This window comes from Paenibacillus sp. LjRoot153, from assembly GCF_964253085.1.
GTDB lineage: Bacteria > Bacillota > Bacilli > Paenibacillales > NBRC-103111 > Paenibacillus_E.
Window position 1 is genome coordinate 6693069 of record NZ_CAXUQH020000001.1, and the last position, 17245, is coordinate 6710313.

At 46.8% G+C, this 17245-nt stretch carries 17 protein-coding genes and 1 pseudogene; 9 read left to right on the forward strand and 9 right to left on the reverse strand.

Annotated features, from left to right (window positions below; all coding sequences use genetic code 11):
* Positions 1-29: 29 nt before the first annotated feature.
* Together ACSQ8P_RS28830 and ACSQ8P_RS28835 are read right to left on the reverse strand one after the other, a co-directional pair.
* A complete protein-coding gene (locus tag ACSQ8P_RS28830; RefSeq protein WP_436238336.1) occupies positions 30-953 on the reverse strand; it encodes a Gfo/Idh/MocA family protein in 924 nt (307 codons plus the stop codon).
* A 1-nt stretch (position 954) separates the two neighbouring features.
* Entirely contained in the window at positions 955-2232 is a 1278-nt protein-coding gene (locus ACSQ8P_RS28835) for an MFS transporter (protein ID WP_436238337.1), read from the reverse strand.
* Between the two features lie 129 nt (positions 2233-2361).
* On the opposite strand from ACSQ8P_RS28835, the gene ACSQ8P_RS28840 reads away from it, so the two are divergent.
* Positions 2362-2916: a hypothetical protein gene (locus ACSQ8P_RS28840; protein WP_436238338.1), complete on the forward strand. Its 555-nt coding sequence runs from the start codon at positions 2362-2364 to the stop codon at positions 2914-2916.
* Between the two features lie 106 nt (positions 2917-3022).
* Here ACSQ8P_RS28840 and ACSQ8P_RS28845 read toward each other — a convergent pair whose 3' ends face one another.
* On the reverse strand, positions 3023-4531 hold the full coding sequence (locus ACSQ8P_RS28845) for a leucyl aminopeptidase (protein ID WP_436238339.1): 1509 nt from the start codon (positions 4529-4531) through the stop codon (positions 3023-3025).
* Between the two features lie 314 nt (positions 4532-4845).
* On the opposite strand from ACSQ8P_RS28845, the gene ACSQ8P_RS28850 reads away from it, so the two are divergent.
* A complete protein-coding gene (locus ACSQ8P_RS28850) occupies positions 4846-5166 on the forward strand; it encodes a transposase (RefSeq protein WP_436233700.1) in 321 nt (106 codons plus the stop codon).
* Positions 5167-5177: 11 nt separating this feature from the next.
* Complete coding sequence (locus ACSQ8P_RS28855) at positions 5178-6098, forward strand: IS3 family transposase (RefSeq protein ID WP_436239432.1); 921 nt, start codon at positions 5178-5180, stop codon at positions 6096-6098.
* 224 nt (positions 6099-6322) lie between these two features.
* Here ACSQ8P_RS28855 and ACSQ8P_RS28860 read toward each other — a convergent pair whose 3' ends face one another.
* From ACSQ8P_RS28860 to sigI, 4 genes are read right to left on the reverse strand one after another with little or no spacing between them, the layout of a single operon-like run.
* Positions 6323-7336, reverse strand: coding sequence for an aldo/keto reductase (locus ACSQ8P_RS28860; RefSeq protein WP_436238340.1), 1014 nt, complete (start codon positions 7334-7336; stop codon positions 6323-6325).
* 13 nt (positions 7337-7349) lie between these two features.
* Positions 7350-7523 carry a hypothetical protein gene (locus ACSQ8P_RS28865; protein WP_436238341.1) on the reverse strand — a complete coding sequence of 58 codons (174 nt, stop codon included), beginning with the start codon at positions 7521-7523 and terminating at the stop codon, positions 7350-7352.
* Positions 7520-8896 carry an anti-sigma factor domain-containing protein gene (locus tag ACSQ8P_RS28870; RefSeq protein ID WP_436238342.1) on the reverse strand — a complete coding sequence of 459 codons (1377 nt, stop codon included), beginning with the start codon at positions 8894-8896 and terminating at the stop codon, positions 7520-7522. The genes ACSQ8P_RS28865 and ACSQ8P_RS28870 overlap by 4 nt, the downstream gene beginning before the upstream one ends.
* Before the next feature lie 19 nt (positions 8897-8915).
* Positions 8916-9704, reverse strand: coding sequence for an RNA polymerase sigma factor SigI (gene sigI / locus ACSQ8P_RS28875; RefSeq protein WP_436238343.1), 789 nt, complete (start codon positions 9702-9704; stop codon positions 8916-8918).
* A gap of 252 nt (positions 9705-9956) precedes the next feature.
* Here sigI and ACSQ8P_RS28880 point away from each other — a divergent pair, with 252 nt between their 5' ends.
* Positions 9957-10598 (forward strand): helix-turn-helix domain-containing protein, encoded by a 642-nt coding sequence (locus ACSQ8P_RS28880; protein WP_436238344.1) that lies wholly within the window; start codon positions 9957-9959, stop codon positions 10596-10598.
* On the opposite strand, the gene ACSQ8P_RS28885 is transcribed toward ACSQ8P_RS28880, so the two are convergent.
* On the reverse strand, positions 10569-11198 hold the full coding sequence (locus ACSQ8P_RS28885; protein WP_436238345.1) for a hypothetical protein: 630 nt from the start codon (positions 11196-11198) through the stop codon (positions 10569-10571). The genes ACSQ8P_RS28880 and ACSQ8P_RS28885 overlap by 30 nt on opposite strands.
* Before the next feature lie 189 nt (positions 11199-11387).
* Here ACSQ8P_RS28885 and ACSQ8P_RS28890 point away from each other — a divergent pair, with 189 nt between their 5' ends.
* Positions 11388-12161 carry a LytR/AlgR family response regulator transcription factor gene (locus ACSQ8P_RS28890; protein WP_436238346.1) on the forward strand — a complete coding sequence of 258 codons (774 nt, stop codon included), beginning with the start codon at positions 11388-11390 and terminating at the stop codon, positions 12159-12161.
* 277 nt (positions 12162-12438) lie between these two features.
* Here the strand turns inward: ACSQ8P_RS28890 and ACSQ8P_RS28895 are convergent, their stop codons facing one another.
* Positions 12439-12861: a hypothetical protein gene (locus tag ACSQ8P_RS28895; RefSeq protein WP_068666390.1), complete on the reverse strand. Its 423-nt coding sequence runs from the start codon at positions 12859-12861 to the stop codon at positions 12439-12441.
* Between the two features lie 193 nt (positions 12862-13054).
* Here ACSQ8P_RS28895 and ACSQ8P_RS28900 point away from each other — a divergent pair, with 193 nt between their 5' ends.
* The 4 genes and pseudogenes from ACSQ8P_RS28900 (at position 13055) to ACSQ8P_RS28915 (ending at position 17209) form a co-directional block, all read left to right on the forward strand.
* Entirely contained in the window at positions 13055-13267 is a 213-nt protein-coding gene (locus ACSQ8P_RS28900) for a hypothetical protein (protein ID WP_312886319.1), read from the forward strand.
* A gap of 292 nt (positions 13268-13559) precedes the next feature.
* Positions 13560-14192 carry a DUF4912 domain-containing protein gene (locus tag ACSQ8P_RS28905; RefSeq protein WP_436238347.1) on the forward strand — a complete coding sequence of 211 codons (633 nt, stop codon included), beginning with the start codon at positions 13560-13562 and terminating at the stop codon, positions 14190-14192.
* Positions 14193-14224: 32 nt separating this feature from the next.
* Positions 14225-14920 (forward strand): annotated as a pseudogene (locus tag ACSQ8P_RS28910) (1,4-alpha-glucan branching protein domain-containing protein); the annotation flags it as partial.
* Between the two features lie 132 nt (positions 14921-15052).
* A complete protein-coding gene (locus ACSQ8P_RS28915; RefSeq protein WP_436239625.1) occupies positions 15053-17209 on the forward strand; it encodes a 1,4-alpha-glucan branching protein domain-containing protein in 2157 nt (718 codons plus the stop codon).
* The last annotated feature ends 36 nt before the right edge of the window (positions 17210-17245 follow it).

Below are 17245 nucleotides of genomic sequence, written 5' to 3' on the forward strand. Positions count from 1 at the left end.
TAAGATCCGGAACCCGGTTCGGGTCCCCTTCACACAGACAGCTTCTCCACCAGCTCGTGCGAAGCCAACACCAGATCCCCCCGAATGCCGCAAGCATTCGGATCATCCAGTGAGTCCAAGAAATGCTGGACGACACCAGCGAAGCCTCTACGCTCCAGCACTGTGTCCCAACTGCCGAAGGTGCGCAGACGTGGAGCGGCATTTTTATCATAAAAGACCGCTGACTCCAAGTTCGTCACCTCGACGGATCTTCCGCTGCCGTGCAGCTCCACCTTTTCCAAATCAACGCCAGCGAGTCTGACCATACTGTAGGAGCCTATTGCGGAACCAAAACCTAGCGTGCCTGAGGCATGCAGCAGCTTGCCGCTATCATCCACCTGTTGATGGGAGGCACTAACCTCATAAGCGCTATCTCCTAACCAAAGTAACGTGTCCAGCATGTGGATCAGATCGTCATACAGCGTTTCTTTGGCACTATGTCCTTGCAGCTTGGTACGGTGTTTAACAGCTGAGGCCACATCGAATCCGCCCGCTTCCTGCAACCACGTCTTCGCCTCGATATAGAGCGGTGCATAGCGACGATTGAAGCCAGCAGCAAGCAGCACACCTTTGCGCTCCGCATAGGAAGCCATTTCCACGGACTCTGCCCACGCATACGACAGCGGCTTATCTACATATACCGCAACGCCATGCGCCATACATTTCATTGCAATATCAAAATGCGTCGACGTCGGACTATGCACGAAAACAGCATCCAGCCCCAGCGCTAACAATTCATCCAACTGTGTCGTCCCGAACGGAACCCTGTACTTGCTCTTCATGCGTTCCACGGTTGCTAGGGTAGAGCTCATTATTCCTACAAGGTCCACCCGTTCATTGACGGAAAGCAGCGGTAAGTATACTTTTTGCGCAATATCGCCTAAGCCGATGAGGCCAATTCTTTTTTTTGACATGCTAAACGCCACTCCTTATCTCTGTTCGTAATACATACCGTCCTACCCACAATCCTAATATGAGCAAAATTGCACCAACCAGCGTAGACACGCCATATACCTGCACCCACATCGGTTGATCCGTAATCATGGCGTAAATCTTCCCTCCTGCAACAGGCCCTAAGAACGCCGTAAAGCCCGTAATCGCTGAGTAAGTAGCAATATACATTGGACGTTCACTCTTCGGCGTATCCCCTATCGTAAAAGCGAAAACCATTTGATTGAAGCCTCCCAAGCCAATCCCGAGCACAATATGAACCAAGAACAGCACAACAACAGCTGGAATGAAGGCGATCGCTCCCCATAACAAACAGGCTAATGCAATGATGGGCAAGGACCATAATAGCAGGGTTTGTGCCGAGAATCGCGTATTCAAATTTCCCCATACATAATAGCTAGCCATCATGACTAAGGTATGTACCACTGTAATATAGGAAACAGTTCCATAGGAAATGTTCATCAACTTCAGCATAACATAGGAGAAAAGAGGTACGGTCAATCCTTGCACGAAGAGGAAGGCAGCCAGGAAAATAATCGCTTTTAGAAACGCGCGATCCATTAAGGGCTTCCGAATCATACCAACTGGATTGGATGCCGTTGAAGGCTCGAAAGGCGGATTCGGGTACAAAAAGTAGGCAATCACGTTAAGAACCACACATACACTTACGATCATGAAAATATAATTGAAACCCGTCTCACCCGGATACTTATCAAGAATCTGACCACCGACGAATAGCGCCAGCGAGCTCACGCCACCCAGAATGGTGTTGCGCAGCCCAAAATATCGCCCACGAATCGGTCCAGGTACCGCATCACTGATTAACGAGGTCCACACAATTCCCCCAGCAGCATTCCCCAAATGCGCAGCCGTATACAGAATCATATAGGAGATCACCCAATACTCTTGCGGCAAGACAAAAGGAATTAAACCTACACAAGCCCATAATATACGATGTGTAGATCCGAATATAATCAGCATGCGCTTGCGATTTCGAAATTTCTGCATGATGACTGCCATCGCAATTTGTATAATGTTCACAACGGTCGTGATCGCTAGAATGAAGCCAATCTCGGTCGAGCTTGCGCCCAAGTAAATCAAGTAACCCGTTAAGAACGGTCCGCCGAGCAGCTGAAAAATAATAACAGCCGGGAAGCCCTCAAATGTCGCGACTAATAAGCTTTTACGATAGGTGGACATTTTTTTCTTCGGCTTACGCGCGTTCATATCGAATAATTTCATAGGCATAAACCTCCTTTTGTGTGTCTAGCAAGGTTAGCAGGATCTAATAGTTTACAACCTATGGGTCGCTTATGTTAAAATAGTAGTGACTACCTAATCTATCATGTCAGGCGGGATCATTGTAAACTTATGAAACCTAAATTGTGGGGTTTGCTCGCAACCTTGTTGCTCTTTTTGATTTTCATTGTACTCTCTATGAAATTTGAGTCAACTACTTATTTGTATATCGCTAGTGTATGCCCGATTCTTGTAGTGCCTTTTCTACCAGATATCCGCTCGAATCAATATATTAAGCCCAAAGCGAACGGCGCTGTACGCCTCATTTCGATGGAAAACAAGGACGGCGGAGAATCTGATTTTCTCGTGATCCTTTTTGATCCAGGTTATGTCAAATGGAATGGTGGCAAGCTTTTCTTCAATTTGGCAGATAACATGAAAGATGTGTATGTAAAGCCAGATCCTTTTGCGGCAACGCTTACCGTACTCAAATACGATCTGTTCAAGCATCGCCGTAAGAAAAATTGGGTCGGCATTTCCTTATCCCAGCTCGAGCAGCGCACCGAACAGCTCTCTTATACAACCAATGAAGTAAACCGTCTCATTATTCGTATTTCTGATATTGAAGAATTGCTGCAAACCAACGTTAAACAACCTGCCTCTGTTGGGCAACAGGTTGGCGCCTAATAGCCGCAAAACATAAAATCACCCAACGCTTGAGATCTCAGCCTACATGCACAGGTAGGTCGGAGAAGTCTTAAGCGTGGGTGATTTTTTAATTTTATGAAAAAGATTAACCGAGCTGCTCGCCGCACAAATACGCCGCTAACGTACGGACCATAACACCTGTTGCCCCTTTGGGCTCAATGCCTTTGGCCGACCAAAGCCAAGCTGTGCCGCCGGTATCCAAATGGATCCACGGTGTTCCCTCGGCAAAGTATCCGATGAACAGACCTGCCGTAATCGCACCTGCCCAGCGGTCGGAGGAGGTCGCGTTCTTGATATCGGCTACATCACTTTTCAACATCGCACGATATTCGGGATAATTAGGAAGCTGCCATACTTTTTCACCAGCATCCCCAGCCGCTTGCAGAAATGGCTTCAAGAACCCGTCATCATTCGTTACGGCCCCTGTAGCGATATCTGCAAAGGAGATCAAAATCGCGCCCGTTAATGTCGCTACGTCGATCAGACGGTTGGCCCCTTGCGCTTTCGCGTAGGTAATTCCCTCAGCCAAAATAATACGGCCCTCCGCATCGGTATTCAGAACCTCCACGGAATGCCCGCTGAGCATCGTGACGATATCCCCAGGACGGTACGCCGTACCAGACGTCATATTCTCTGCTGCGGGAATGACCACAACCAGATTCACCTTCGGCTTCAATTGACCGACAACATGCAGAGCACCGAGCAGTGTGGCGGCTCCGCCCATATCACTGATCATTTCCTCCATGCCGTCGGGCTTTTTCATCGAGATACCGCCGGTATCGAAGGTCACGCCCTTGCCGACGAGGCCCAGCACGTCGGCGTTGCCTGGATCACCCGTGTAACGCAGGGTGATCATGCGTGGCGGGTGGACGCTGCCCGCGCCCACCGCCGTGAGGCCGCCCATCCCGCGGGCGGTGATCTCGTGCTCATCCAGCACTTCTATGGCGAAGCCATAGTGCTGGGCGAGTTTGATGGCTTCCTCTGCGAGGGAAGCCGGCACAAGCTTGTTGCCCGGGAGGTTCGTGAGATCCCGGGCATAGTTCGTGCCCTCCGCAACCGCCTCTGCGGCTGCGATCACTTGTTTCAGAAGCGCTGCATCCGCAGCCGCTTCTGTGAGCAACACCGCCTGCCGCAGCTCCGCGCGCACAGGCTCGTTCTTGCGGTACGCCGCGATGCGGTACGTACCGAGGAGCAGCCCTTCGGTCAGCGCCGAGGCGGCTGACCTGGTCTCTATGCCGCTTGGCAGCTTCAGCGCCAAGCGTTCGAACTGCAGCGCGAGCATCTTGCGCGCTGCAAAAACCGCGGCTGCGCGCAGCGTATCGCGCGTGGCTACGGGGCCGAGCCCCGCAACCAGCACGTACGCGTACGGCAGCAGCCCGTGGGTCGGCAGCGCCTCGAGCTCGCCTGAGGCGCCCGTGAATAGGCCCTTTGCGCGCATGCGCTCAAGGGCCTGGTCGAGCTGCGGCTGGCCGAGGACGCCGTCCTGGCGCAGCTCCGCTTCTGTGAGGCAGACGAGAATCGCGTCTGCCCCGTCTGTATTTTCCAACAACGAGGTGTAAACACGCGTTGTGATGTCTGTTATTTTAGTAAACATAGGAAATGATCCCTACCCTCATCCATATTTCAATTCTAGCTTTATTCTTCCCACTGATCGCTCTCAACACGATTCCTGTTTTCCATATCTTGATTCTTGATACCCAATTCAGGTTCCCCCGCCAATTAACTGTAAAAACTCCCGCTAATTCCTTCACATCTCACCGAAAAATCCATTTAACTGGAAAAACTCCAGTTATTTTCAGCATATCTGCCATTTTCAAGCCAAACCAGGTAAAATCTCTTAGGCCCCCTAATGAAACTGGAGTCTTCCTACCCATTTTATTAAAATAGGGATAAGGGAGATGATCCGGTATGGGAAAAAGATTGAAGCAAGAAGAACGTCTGAAAATTGTTAAAGAAGCATTGGCTGGAGTTAAGGTTGGGGTGTTAGCTCGTATGTACGACATTCATCCTGAGACCATTCGCGAGTGGGTTAGGGAGCACCGTGACTCCATTCCACAAGAAGAAATACCTATGGCGGACGAGCATTTGCAAGAGCTTCAAAGGCTACAAGAAGTTGAAGAGCGCTATGAAAAGGCCTGTAAGGTGCTTGGTGAAAAGGAACTAGAAATTGAGATTTTACGTGAGCTGCTAAAAAAGAAGAACCCCGCTTATCTGAAAAATTTGAAGTAGCAGATCTATTTATTAAGCGGGGAAATTCAACTGCAAAGGTTCTGCGCATACTTGGATTGTCTGAATCCACATACTATGATCGGAAAAAGCGATCTGCACAATCTAGGCCGATATGCCCGACAAATGCTGTAATGGGACGCCCCGTGCCTGGTTACTCGCATACAGAAACAGGTAATAAGGTTAGTGATGAACAAATCAAAGAGTGGCTTCTAGAGCTTCTTGAAGGCGAGGAACATGTCTACGGCTATAAACTTCTAGCACAATGCATTCGCAACCAACATGGCGTGAGACTGAACAAAAAGAAGTCGTATCGCTTGTGTAAAGAGCTAGGGATCCTTCAAAAACAACGCAAACGAATTCAGACACATCCCCGTAGATTAGCGAAAAATAGATCCATAACAGGGCACAACCAGCTCTGGCAAATGGATATTAAGTATGGCTATGTCATTGGACTGGAACGTTTCTTCTATGTACTCAGTATTATTGATGTGTTTGACCGCGTCGTTGTTGGGCAATACAAAGGTCCGATTTGTGAAGCCAAACATGCCGTCCAAACATTATGGAACGCAATACAGAGCCGTATAACGGCTAGTGAGGAATTACCAGTCGTTCGAACGGACAACGGGCCTCAATTCATTAGTAAGTTATTTCAAGACACCTGTGAGAGCCTCGATTTGGTACATGAACGCATACCGCCAAAGACTCCGAACCTTAATGCATTCATCGAGTCTTTCCATAGCCTCTTAGAACGTGATCTCTTCAGTCAAAGAGATTTTATGACCTTTGATGAAGCGTACAAGAAACTCGATGACTATATGGATTTTTACAATAATCGTAAAATGCACGGTAGTTTGAGATTAATGCCTCCAAGCAAGTTTTCAGAATGGGTAAAGACACTGGAAGACTCTTCGGCATTTCATAATTCCATGTAAACGCTCGAAATAGTGAGCTTTTCTAAGAATGCACAATTACTGTAGGCTAAGACTCCAAATTAAGGGGGCCTAGCCGAAATAACTACATAAAATCCATCTATTCCGCTAAATCAATGTATGTAGTCGAAATTAGATGGACTTTTTCAAGTTATTCGCCTGAGCTGGCAGGTTGGAGGGTCCATTCCGCTTGGTTCTTCTCCCCCGCAACCTTTCCACTAACTCCCCTAATAAAATGAAGCTGCCTTCTGCACAACCGACGACATCGGCAGTTGGTACGGGCACTTCGCTTCACACAGTGGGACTACTTTACAAGGATCATGGTCTGCACAGCTTGTTATTTTTTCCTGATGTCGCTTGAAAAATCCATCCCCTTTCGGCAGCAGGCCAAACTTCTCCCTAAACTTACTCGCGATCATCACGTCGGGGATCGGGATTTCTAGAGGACAAGAGCAATAATTACACCGTCTGCAATCGTGCTCACCTAATTCAAGTGCAAGCTGTTCTAATTCACGGCGCTCCTCTGGGCCAACTTCCGTCCGTTGTGCATCCAAATTCTCTTGTACTTCCTTAACGCTAACCATCCCTGAGATCGTTACATGCACATCTTGACTATACGGATAGCGGATCGCTCGATCCACCGGTTGAATGAATCCGCCTGACAAAGGCTTCATCGCTACCCGCATCAAATCCATTTCAGCCGCTTTAGGAATTAGCTCATCCAGGGCGAAGGGCTGTGCCAAATTCAGATGAAATAAGATTTGCGAGAATTGCCCTTTCGCAATCCATTTGACAAGTAGATCTGGTCGATGTCCGGAAATGCCGATAAATCGTACTTTCCCCTCGCGCTGAGCCTCTAACGCAGCCTCGTAGGCGCCACCGACTTCCATCGCTTTCTTGTATTCCGTTACATTATTCACATAGTGAATTTGCAGTAAATCAACATGATCGGTCTTCATGCGTACCAGGCTTCGCTCAATTTCAGCTTTCGCAGTAGCGTAATCACGTGCGCCTGTTTTCGTTGCCAGGAAATAATCCTGTCTTCGATGCGAGATACACTCTCCAATAATTTCCTCGCTGTTCCTGTAGGCAGCTGCCGTATCTATGTAATTAATGCCATGATCCAAAGCATAATTAAGCGCTTCTCTCGCTTGTTCCAAGGGTACGCTAGGCAGATTCATGGCGCCAAACCCTAAAGACGACACTTTATAACCTGACTTCCCAAATGTTGAATATTTCAAGCCTTATTCCCCCTCAGGTTTGCTGGTTCGTTATTAAATTAACTTGGAAATCCTCATGCTCTCCCGCAAGAGCTTCCTTCTTCACTTCAATATTGTAATACAAGTCAGTTCCACTTTCCATGCTGGGCAACATGTGGCCTACATACAAAAACACCTGAGACAATTGCCTCAGGTGCTTTTCTTTCATCTTTTTCCCTCATTTTGATTACTGTTATCGTCCCGATCGTTGCTTCCCCAGCCCCAATTGACACTTGGGAATCTCCCGTTGTCATCCTTAGATTGCTGGAATGGGTTCACCGTAGGTCTACTTGAGCTTGTTGGTTTCACTGTAGGCTTCGCAGTTACCTTAGGTGTTGGAGTTGCCTTTGGCGTTGAAGTTGGTTTCTTCGTTACAGTTGGTTTATTCCCATCGTCGTCATCATCCTTACGATCCGGCTTTGGGGTCGGTTTATTATCGTTATCGTCCTTATCATTGCCGTTGTTCTTACCATTGTTACTATTGTTATTATTATTGCTATTATTGTTATTATTTCTACCAGTATTGTCATTCTTGTCTCTATCGTTCTTTGATGTTGGCGTCGGCGTTGGTTTATTCGTCACTCTGCCTGGGGTATTCCCTGCGTTGTTACCTTTGCCGTTGTTATTTTTATTGTTTTTATCGTCATCTTTATTAGATGAATTACCCGCACCGGATTTTGCAGCAACAGAAGTTTGTTGTGCTCGTTCACTGAGCTTTCCGGACTTTTCGTCAGCAAGTAATCTTTGCAAAGAAGACTTATCAATCGGTTTATCTGGTTTAACGAACGTTTGAATACCACCGTTGTCCTTCGCAAGTTGATGAATGGAAGTCGTTTTGATGTCATCCAGCGATACTTGCGCACCATTATCAATGGCATTTAGATAGATCGCATATTTCCCTGCAGATACGCCGCTTGCTTTCGCTTCCTGTCTTATCTCTTGTGGAGCAGCGAAGGCTTGCACTTCATAGTTCTTCACTTGGTCCGGATGACTGTCCTCGATGTGTTTGTTGACCTGAGCTTTCAGCTTCGTTGCAATGGCTTCGTCGCTGACCGTTGTTTTGGCTCCTACAACCGTTGAGGAAATAATAATATCTCCTTCACCCTTCGCCAATGCCCCTTGTTCAGCTTTATCGAGAATATCAGACGTTACATCCTCTAAAGATTTACCTTCAAACACTAAGGCTTGAATCAAATCCTCACCATCTGTATTGAGTCCATGCAGGTCACGAACAATCTCATTGTTATCGATTCCAATTTCAACACTTGGATTAATATCAATGGTTACGTACGCAACAACACTATTGCCGGGCACGCCACCAGACAAAGTTGTAACCAGAACGAAGCATACAACAATTGCAGCAGCTAATGCTGAAACGACAGCCATTTGCGGTACTTGTAACCGACGCTTCACAGGTGAGTAGAGAATCTCTTCACCTAACTCGCAGCTGCGCGTCCCCCTTGGTAACTTATCAAAACGCCCCTCTGAATTCATTACAATAATGGAGCTTTCGCTTAATTCCATTACGATCCCCTTGTTCATGCGCTGTTCTTCCTTTCATTCAACTTTCTTCATCACGAATATGTAAGTAATCCCGTAAATATGGATAAGGACCGTTAAAAATAAGTGCAATGGCAATGATGTACTTACGATTTCGTTCCAAGGTTTTTCTAGATACTTGAACTTGCTCGAGCAGCTCTTTAATTGGCAGCTGTCGTTTCGTCAACAGAGTGCGCATAAGCTCTGAATCCTGTGCAAGTGTGCGTCCTATACCGAACAACATCTGCCTTGAGTCGTCATGCTTGGGGGAGGCATCCGTCAATTCTGAGAAACTAATGTCAAAATCACTTAAGCAGCGATTAAAATCAATAATTTCACTTCGCCTTTCTTCTAAACCCTTCTGCTTCTCATAGGCTTCGATTGCTTGATGAACCTCAATTGGATTCATTAAGTTGTCTTCATCATCTTCTTGGTCAAACGAACTATAAGGGATTTGCCCTTTAAAGCGTTGCTCCTTGCGAATAAAATCAATGAGCCTTCGCCTAATAACCGTTTCTGCAAAACCTAGAAATGATCTTCCCATAACCGAAGAGTATTGATTAATAGCTTCATTAAAAGCTGCTAAAGCAATGCTAAACTCATCATCTCTTGCGGGATCAATAAATCTTTTGCAAAACCTGCTCGTTACTTTCGCTACATAGGGCTGATAATCTGCAATAAATTGATTCCTTAGTCGTAGGTCTCCGTTTTGAATCTGATGTATGGTTACCTCAAGTGAAGAGGCTTGCGGTTCATTTTTTCCATGGGACTCATTCTTTCCCAGAAACTTTTTGAATAGTACCAGTAGCACCTTTCCACCTCACAGTATAGTAGTTTCGTCCTTATATATAACAATTCGGGGGGTACGTATGATGAAATTTATAAATAATTTGCTGATTCATTATAACACAGATCTCTAAATGAGCACCTACTGGCAAATAAACCCTTGTTTACGGTTTCAATTGCTTTATCAATCCTTTATAATATTAAGAAAACCTCTATCGCGATGCCATCTCAGATGAGCCATGTTGAATAGAGGAGGTACGACAGGGAGGTGTTTCATATGGAAGCAAGCAATCACTTCGGTAAGTTTCTTGAAACGTTACGAGGCAAAGCTTCATTGCGTAAAGCAGCTAATAAGAGTGGCCTATCTCATGCATATATTCGAGATCTGGAACTGGGTCGTAATCGAACAACCAATGATGTTATTAAACCATCTCCCGAGACCTTGAGAAAGTTGGCACAAGCTTATCAATATCCGTATACTGATTTACTTAAAAAGGCAGGATATCTAGAAGAAACTTCCACTTGGTCGAAGCCGGCGCAAGCAAATTTGGATACTATTTGGTATGTAGAATTCGGAATCCAATCGATTATCTACTATTCAGAAGACGGAATGCGAGAAGAACAGGTCGAATCTTTGGTGGCCTTCACACACTTTATTGAAACATTAACAGAGCATCATTTTGTGAAAATGGATATGCATCTTTTCGTAAATCTGAACAAAATAAAAAAGTATGCCTCCTCAGAAGGCAAACTTTATTTTGATACATATGAAAATGCACCCTTCATCATTGCCGCAGCAATTCCGCAGAAGAAGTATCATCAAACTATTCTTGATTATGTCGCATTTAATAATGGACACGCTCTGGAATTATTGGGTAATCAATGTCCCTCATCTTTGAAAGCCAAGTTCTTTACTTAGCATGACATATAGGAAGAGAATCGTTGCCATACTCAACAGCTGAATGGGCATCACCACACTGAATACATTATCACTTAAAGCATGACGGTAGATCATGCCTATAATAACAACGATCATGTATAAATAAACTCCGACATTTTCTCGATTGAACGGAATTCTCGTATAATGCGATAGGAAGGTAAATCCTAATCTCCCCTTGTATAGCGTCATGAGGAATGTCAATTTGCCCAACAAAATAAAGAAACCCGTCACATACGTAATGGTAAGATCGTTCTTGATCACGTTATAGGCTTCGTCTTGTGTGATATTGATGCAAACAATGACCGTCGTAGATATTAGGACTGGCATAATGTAGCCCGAAAGTGCTATGAGTAAAGCAGGTACAAACCGATATTTCCATACACACATAAGTAAAATGCATATGATACAGACCAATATTAGAGGCGAATTATTAATCAATGAGAGCAGTGAACCCACCAACACGGCTAGCGATATTTGTTTCCAATATGGCTTTATCCGAATCCGAAATAGCAGTAAGGAGAATAAGAGCATGGGAACAAAATGAATAATGGCTAGTATCAATTTTACCCATGTGAACAATTGCACTTTCCCTCATTTCTAAGCGACGAAATCATGCTATAAGCAACTTGACAATTTATCTAATTACATTTAATAGTATACAAGATATTCGTACTTTTGCCTTCAAAGTGGACTAAGTTGGCTGTTTTAGCGTATAAGATGACATAGTTCCTGCTATTGTCTTTGAAAGGATTGGAGTGAGATCAGTAAATGAAGCACGGCTTTACAGTCGCCATCGTAGAAGATAATTACTGGGTAGGTCAATTACTTGAAAACTATTGTCAGCAATGCGGATTACAGGTTATTTCGATCGTATCGGACGGGGAACAATTTCTACGGGATTACGATAAGCTGCAACCTGATATACTTCTCATGGATATTGGGCTTGAAGGTAAATTAGATGGCATCAGCGTTGTGCAAGCCTTACGCCTTTCAGGGTACCAAATGAAGGTCATTATGGTTAGTGGAACCACGAATACCGAGCATATCTTGACGGCCTTTCATGAGCTTGATTCTGTCTACTTTCTCTCCAAACCTGTCATGCTGCCGAAATTTCAAGCTGCGATCCGCAAAACGATTGCTGAAATTCAATTAGAGCGAAGCCGCAATTCGCAAGAACCACAGCCTGCCTCAGCAACGTGGATTACAGTTAAAAATCAAAAATCACAGCTCCCTATTTCCGAAGATGCCATTCTCTTTGTGGAAAAGGAAGACAAGCGACTCTCCAGAATTCATCTGGTGAACGGTGCTCAAATGGAATCCAGTTCGAATTTATCGGATATTTTGGCTCAAAGCACGCCCCACATGTTTAGCCCCTTTAAGGGCTATCTAGTGAATCTGCGGCATGTCGTTTCGTTTGTGAAAGAAAGCGGGTTCCCCACTTCTCGGAGATTTATCATTCATTTGAGGCATACCACCGTCAAGATTCCTCTCAGCCGTGATTTGCAAAAGGAATTCGCAAAGCTGCTTCAGGAAGTCAAGTGAGTACGGATGTGTAACTTAGGCTAAATGTTAAATGAGCCGCGCTGCCAGTAGCAGTGCGGCTCTCATTTTTATTTTCCTGCCAACAGTAAAAACTAGTTGTATTGGAAGAAGCACCTATGATTGAAAATAATACAACCCGTTATTATTGCTAAAATTCCTCCTCTAAGCTAAATAACAGGAAAACCTCCAGCTATTCTCTGTAATTTGCTTCGAAATTAGCAAAAACCAGAAAATTAACGGGAGGTTCTCCATTTAATCGGAATTTTCATTTAGATCTCTAGGAATTCTTAGAGGTCTTTTTATTTTTCAGCTTGTCGCGGCGTGCGCTAAGCATTTTCAATCGCTTCATAAGTTGCTCTTCCCATTCCTGATCCTCAATCGTTTTGGCGAATCCTAACAGATCTAACGCCATGTCAATTTGACAGCGAACGATATCGAGCGGTTCTTCACCTTCGTGATTTACACAATTGTCGTGTAACAGATGATCTTTGCCATCTACGTATTCAATAAAATCGACTTCAGCAGCGCCATCCCCATGGGCATATTCGGCGAGGATTTCATATTCGTTCTCCACCAAATAGTGAACCTCAATATGGTGACATACCGGGCAGAAGAGGATGGGCACATTGTGAATTTGTGTACGTATGTGCTTCAAAGTACCTTTTGTTCCAATCATACTCGCTCCACAGCAAAAACTCATGGGAATTCCCTCCTAATCGTCGAACCCGGATTAATTTAATATATTCGTTACAAATGTGTGAAATTCCTTTTTCATAAGAGAGCTAGCTTATGTCAAATCATTCTAAATGTGTTTGTTTAAGCATAATTATAGTAATGATCGATCCATTACGGGTTTTCCGAATTCTTAAGATGAAGGGGAGAGCGGCGTGAACATGATTCCGAGTGTTTCCAGACAGATAGCCTTTGTGCAGTATGACGATCAATCCTCCAGCATGACAGTCCAGTATCATACCGGATTCAGAGCCTCCTACACCAATGTAAAACAAGATGAGTATCTCTTGGTTTTCACATCGGCGAATCGATATGATTCTCTAATGAGACTTACGGAGAGTAGGTACATGGAAGAAAACATTTCAACCAAGTAAGTCCCAAGATCACCTTTACCCTCGGCCAATCATGATGAGCGAACGCAAGTGGTACACAAGCAATCTCCCCCCTTTCTTATGGGGTGGAGATTTTTGGTTTATATGGCGCATATGCTACAATAAAACATAGGATTAGTGCAAGTTCAAAAATCTGGTTTTCAGCACCGAGAAGATTGAAAGAAGCTAGGAAATGAGGAGCGGAGCTTAGTGATAGCTAAGTGAGCACCAGAAGTTCCGGCTGAATTCAATATTCGATGTCGAATACGCTTCATGGACTACTTCGTGATCAAAAGTGGACTTTTTGAACAACCTCTATGAACACAATTGCTCCTTCTTACAACATAAGCAAGCAGAAAAGGTGAGTCTGATCTCTATTCAAGCACGCCACTTTGCCTTTGATCGTGATTCGCTTTATTTACTATCACAATCTCCTACCGTCCAGTTTATTTATTGGCAGCTTTCTTCCAGTAAGCAGATGCTTCTTCAAGAGCATTTCGAGAAGGACTGGCGCTCTTTAACTCCAACACTACGGTTTCAAGAAGTAGTCGATCCATCTCCCAGCACGTCTTACAGCAAGCTGCAGCAACCCGCGAATAGGGTCTCAGAGCTTATGCTTCCCCCTGGAGATTCCTGCTTTCTCAGCGGTTTAGCCTCTGGCCGATGGTATTTGGCAACACTAGGTATCCGGAATGAGCAAGGATGTTTTATTCCGCTTCTGCATTCCAATATCATTCAAATCCCAGCGATAAGCCTGCCTAGCAATCATCATACAGTCGAATCAGATCATCCGTTTATTTACCAGCTAACGTCTCTTCTTTTACCGCAAGTAACGCCCGATGAACATGCGTATTTCTCTGCCTATTCGGTGTATGTCCCGAAGAACACTTACCTTGTAGATATGGAATCTGGAGGCGATACTGATTGAGCACTAACGTACAAGGCTATGTTGCTTTGCTCTTGCATGCCCATATCCCTTATGTTCGCCACAATGCATCTGAAATTACGTTAGAAGAACGCTGGTTTTTCGAAGCGGTTGTCGATACGTATCTGCCTCTCATCGACATGATGGAGAAGCTTATGGAAGATGAGGTGCCGTTCCGCCTTACACTTTCTTTGTCTCCGCCACTGCTTGCCATGCTAGAAGATTCCCGCATGCATCTGCGACTTCGCAAGCACCTCTCCTCCCTATGTGAGTTGGGGCAGCGTGAAGTTATTCGCCTCTGGGGCGATGAAGCCTTCGGCCCGCTGGCTAAGCTGTACGCGGATCGGTATCACCGGCTCAGCCTTCTATACGATCGCCTCCACGGCGATCTCATTGCCAAGTTCCGCAGCCTCAGCAGCACAGGCTGCTTAGAATTAATTACCTGCGCCGCGACACATGCGTTTTTACCCTTAGTAAAGAACGATGGTACGTTACGTGCGCAGCTCGAGTCGGCGGTACAGGAATTCCGTCGGCATTTCGGGGTCGCGCCTGCAGGCATCTGGCTGCCAGAGTGCGGCTATTCGCCTGCGCTTGAGCCGCACCTGCAAGCGTTAGATCTACGTTACTTCATCGTAGATACGCATGCGCACACCTTAGCCCGCCGCGAGGGTGCCTCAGACAAGGACACGGCTGGTCTGCCGCTGCGCACACCAGGCGGCGCCTGTGCGTTCGCCCGGGATCCCGAGGCCGGCGCCCATGTCTGGAGCGCCGAGGCTGGGTACCCCGGCGACCCTGACTATCGCGAATATTATCGCGATATCGGGCATGACCTCGGCCGCGATGGCGGGGCCGAGTGGGCCTACTTGAAGCCCTACGTGCTGCCGGACGGCGCACGCATCAATACGGGCTTCAAGTATTACAGCGTCACCGGCGATGGTGACGCCAAAGTGCCCTACGACCCGGCGCGCGCCGCTCAGAAAGCTCAGCAGCATGCTGAGCACTTCATCGCTAGCCGGGTGGCGCAGGTGCGCCGCCTCGCGGAGCGGCGCCTGGCGTTAGGCGCAGAGGCTGCGTCTGCGCCTGAAGAGCCCTATGTCATCGTATGCCCCTACGATGCCGAACTGCTTGGGCACTGGTGGTACGAAGGCCACCAGTGGCTTGAATCCGTGCTGCGCGGCCTTGCCGCGCGCAGCGATGATAGCGTAGTCGTGCAGACGACTACGCTTGGCGGCTACGCCGCCGCCCATGCGCCAACCACTGTAGCGGAGCTTCCGGTGTCGAGCTGGGGCCGCGGCGGCTATGCCGAGGTCTGGCTGCAGCCGCGCAGCCAGTGGGTTACGCCGCGACTGCACGCGGCGGAGGATCGCATGATGCTGGCTGCGCAGAAGCACCAGGACCCGGCAGCGCTTAGCAGCCTGCAGCTGCGGGCGCTGAATCAAGCAGCGCGGGAGCTGATGCTCGCGCAGAGCAGCGACTGGACGTTTATTCTGGACGCGGATACGGTCACCTCATATGCGAAGAAGCGTATTGAAACCCATTTATCCCAATTCCATAACCTTATGAATACATTAGACAAAACCGCCTCAGACAAAGAGCTGTCCATGTTAGTTCACGCATTGGAGCGGAAAACTCCTTTCTTACCAGAGCTTCATTATCGACTTTTTCAGCCATCTTCCTCTAAACATGACCTGCTACGCTCTTCATCCAGTGTAGATACCGTAATACCATTAAACGAAGTTGCCGTTGACTCGAACAAAGAGGCTAATCAACAGAGCCATCCGTCCAAACTGCGCATTCTCATGCTGGCTTGGGAGTACCCGCCTCATGTCATTGGTGGTCTGGCAAGAGCGGTTTACGATTTATCCAGACAGCTTGCTGCCGACGGACATTCCGTTCATGTCATCACCTGTCAGTCTCCGGGGTGTCTTCCTTATGAAGTTTCAGAGGGCGTCCATATTCATAGAGCGGAAGTACTCCCTACAACAGACTCCTTACACTTCCTAGATCGCGTATTCCAAATGAATATGGCGTTCACGGATCTTATGTTAGGCATCGTACGGCAGGGCCTCGTGTTCGATCTGGTGCATGCGCATGACTGGCTTGTTTACTACACAGCACATGTCGCCAAGCATCAAGTACACCTCCCTCTTCTAGCAACGATTCACGCTACGGAAACAGGACGTAATCTTGGAAAGCTCGAGTCACCGCTTCAGAAGCGGATTCATACCCTAGAAGGTAAATTAACAGAAGCGGCCGATCATCTCATCGTTTGCAGTCTATCCATGCAGCAGGAAATTAAGGCGCTCTTTCATATTCCTATTCACCAAATAACAGCAATCCCTAACAGTATTTCTCCCTTGCGTAAACCAGATCCAGCGTTTTTCACGATGAATCCACTGCTTGCTACCGCCATTTCTCCTAGCGAGGTGCCGCAGCGCGTCCTTGCTTTTCTAGGCCGTCTTGTGTATGAAAAAGGCGTACACACCCTTTTGGCCGCGATGCCGCAAGTGCTCGCGCAGTGCCCGGACGCCAAACTCATCATCGCCGGAACGGGTCCTGAGCGCGATACGTTAGAGAAAATCGCTCTAAGCCTTGGAGATCGGGTAAGCTTCACTGGCTTTCTCGATGAGGCTGACAAAAGCTTGCTTTTACAAACAGCCGAAATTTGTATTTTCCCAAGCCTCTACGAGCCCTTCGGATTAGTCGCATTGGAAGCGATGGCCAGCGGGACGCCGCTCATCGTTTCAGATACGGGTGGCCTTGCGGAGATTGTCAGCCACGGGGTTAACGGATGTACATGTCCTCCAGGCGACAGGGGTGCGTTGGCCTCACAAATCATTCAGCTTTTGGAACAACCGCAGTATGCATCTAAGCTTGCTGCTACCGCCTTACGTACCGTTCATAGCGAATATAACTGGAAGAAAATTGGATCTTTGACAACTCACGTTTACGAGGCAGTGATTTCGAATCTTGCTGCTTCAACCAGTCATTCCCCCCATCAAAAGGAAATAATCAAGTAATATGGATATCCATACCAAATGAAAGCGTGACCAGCA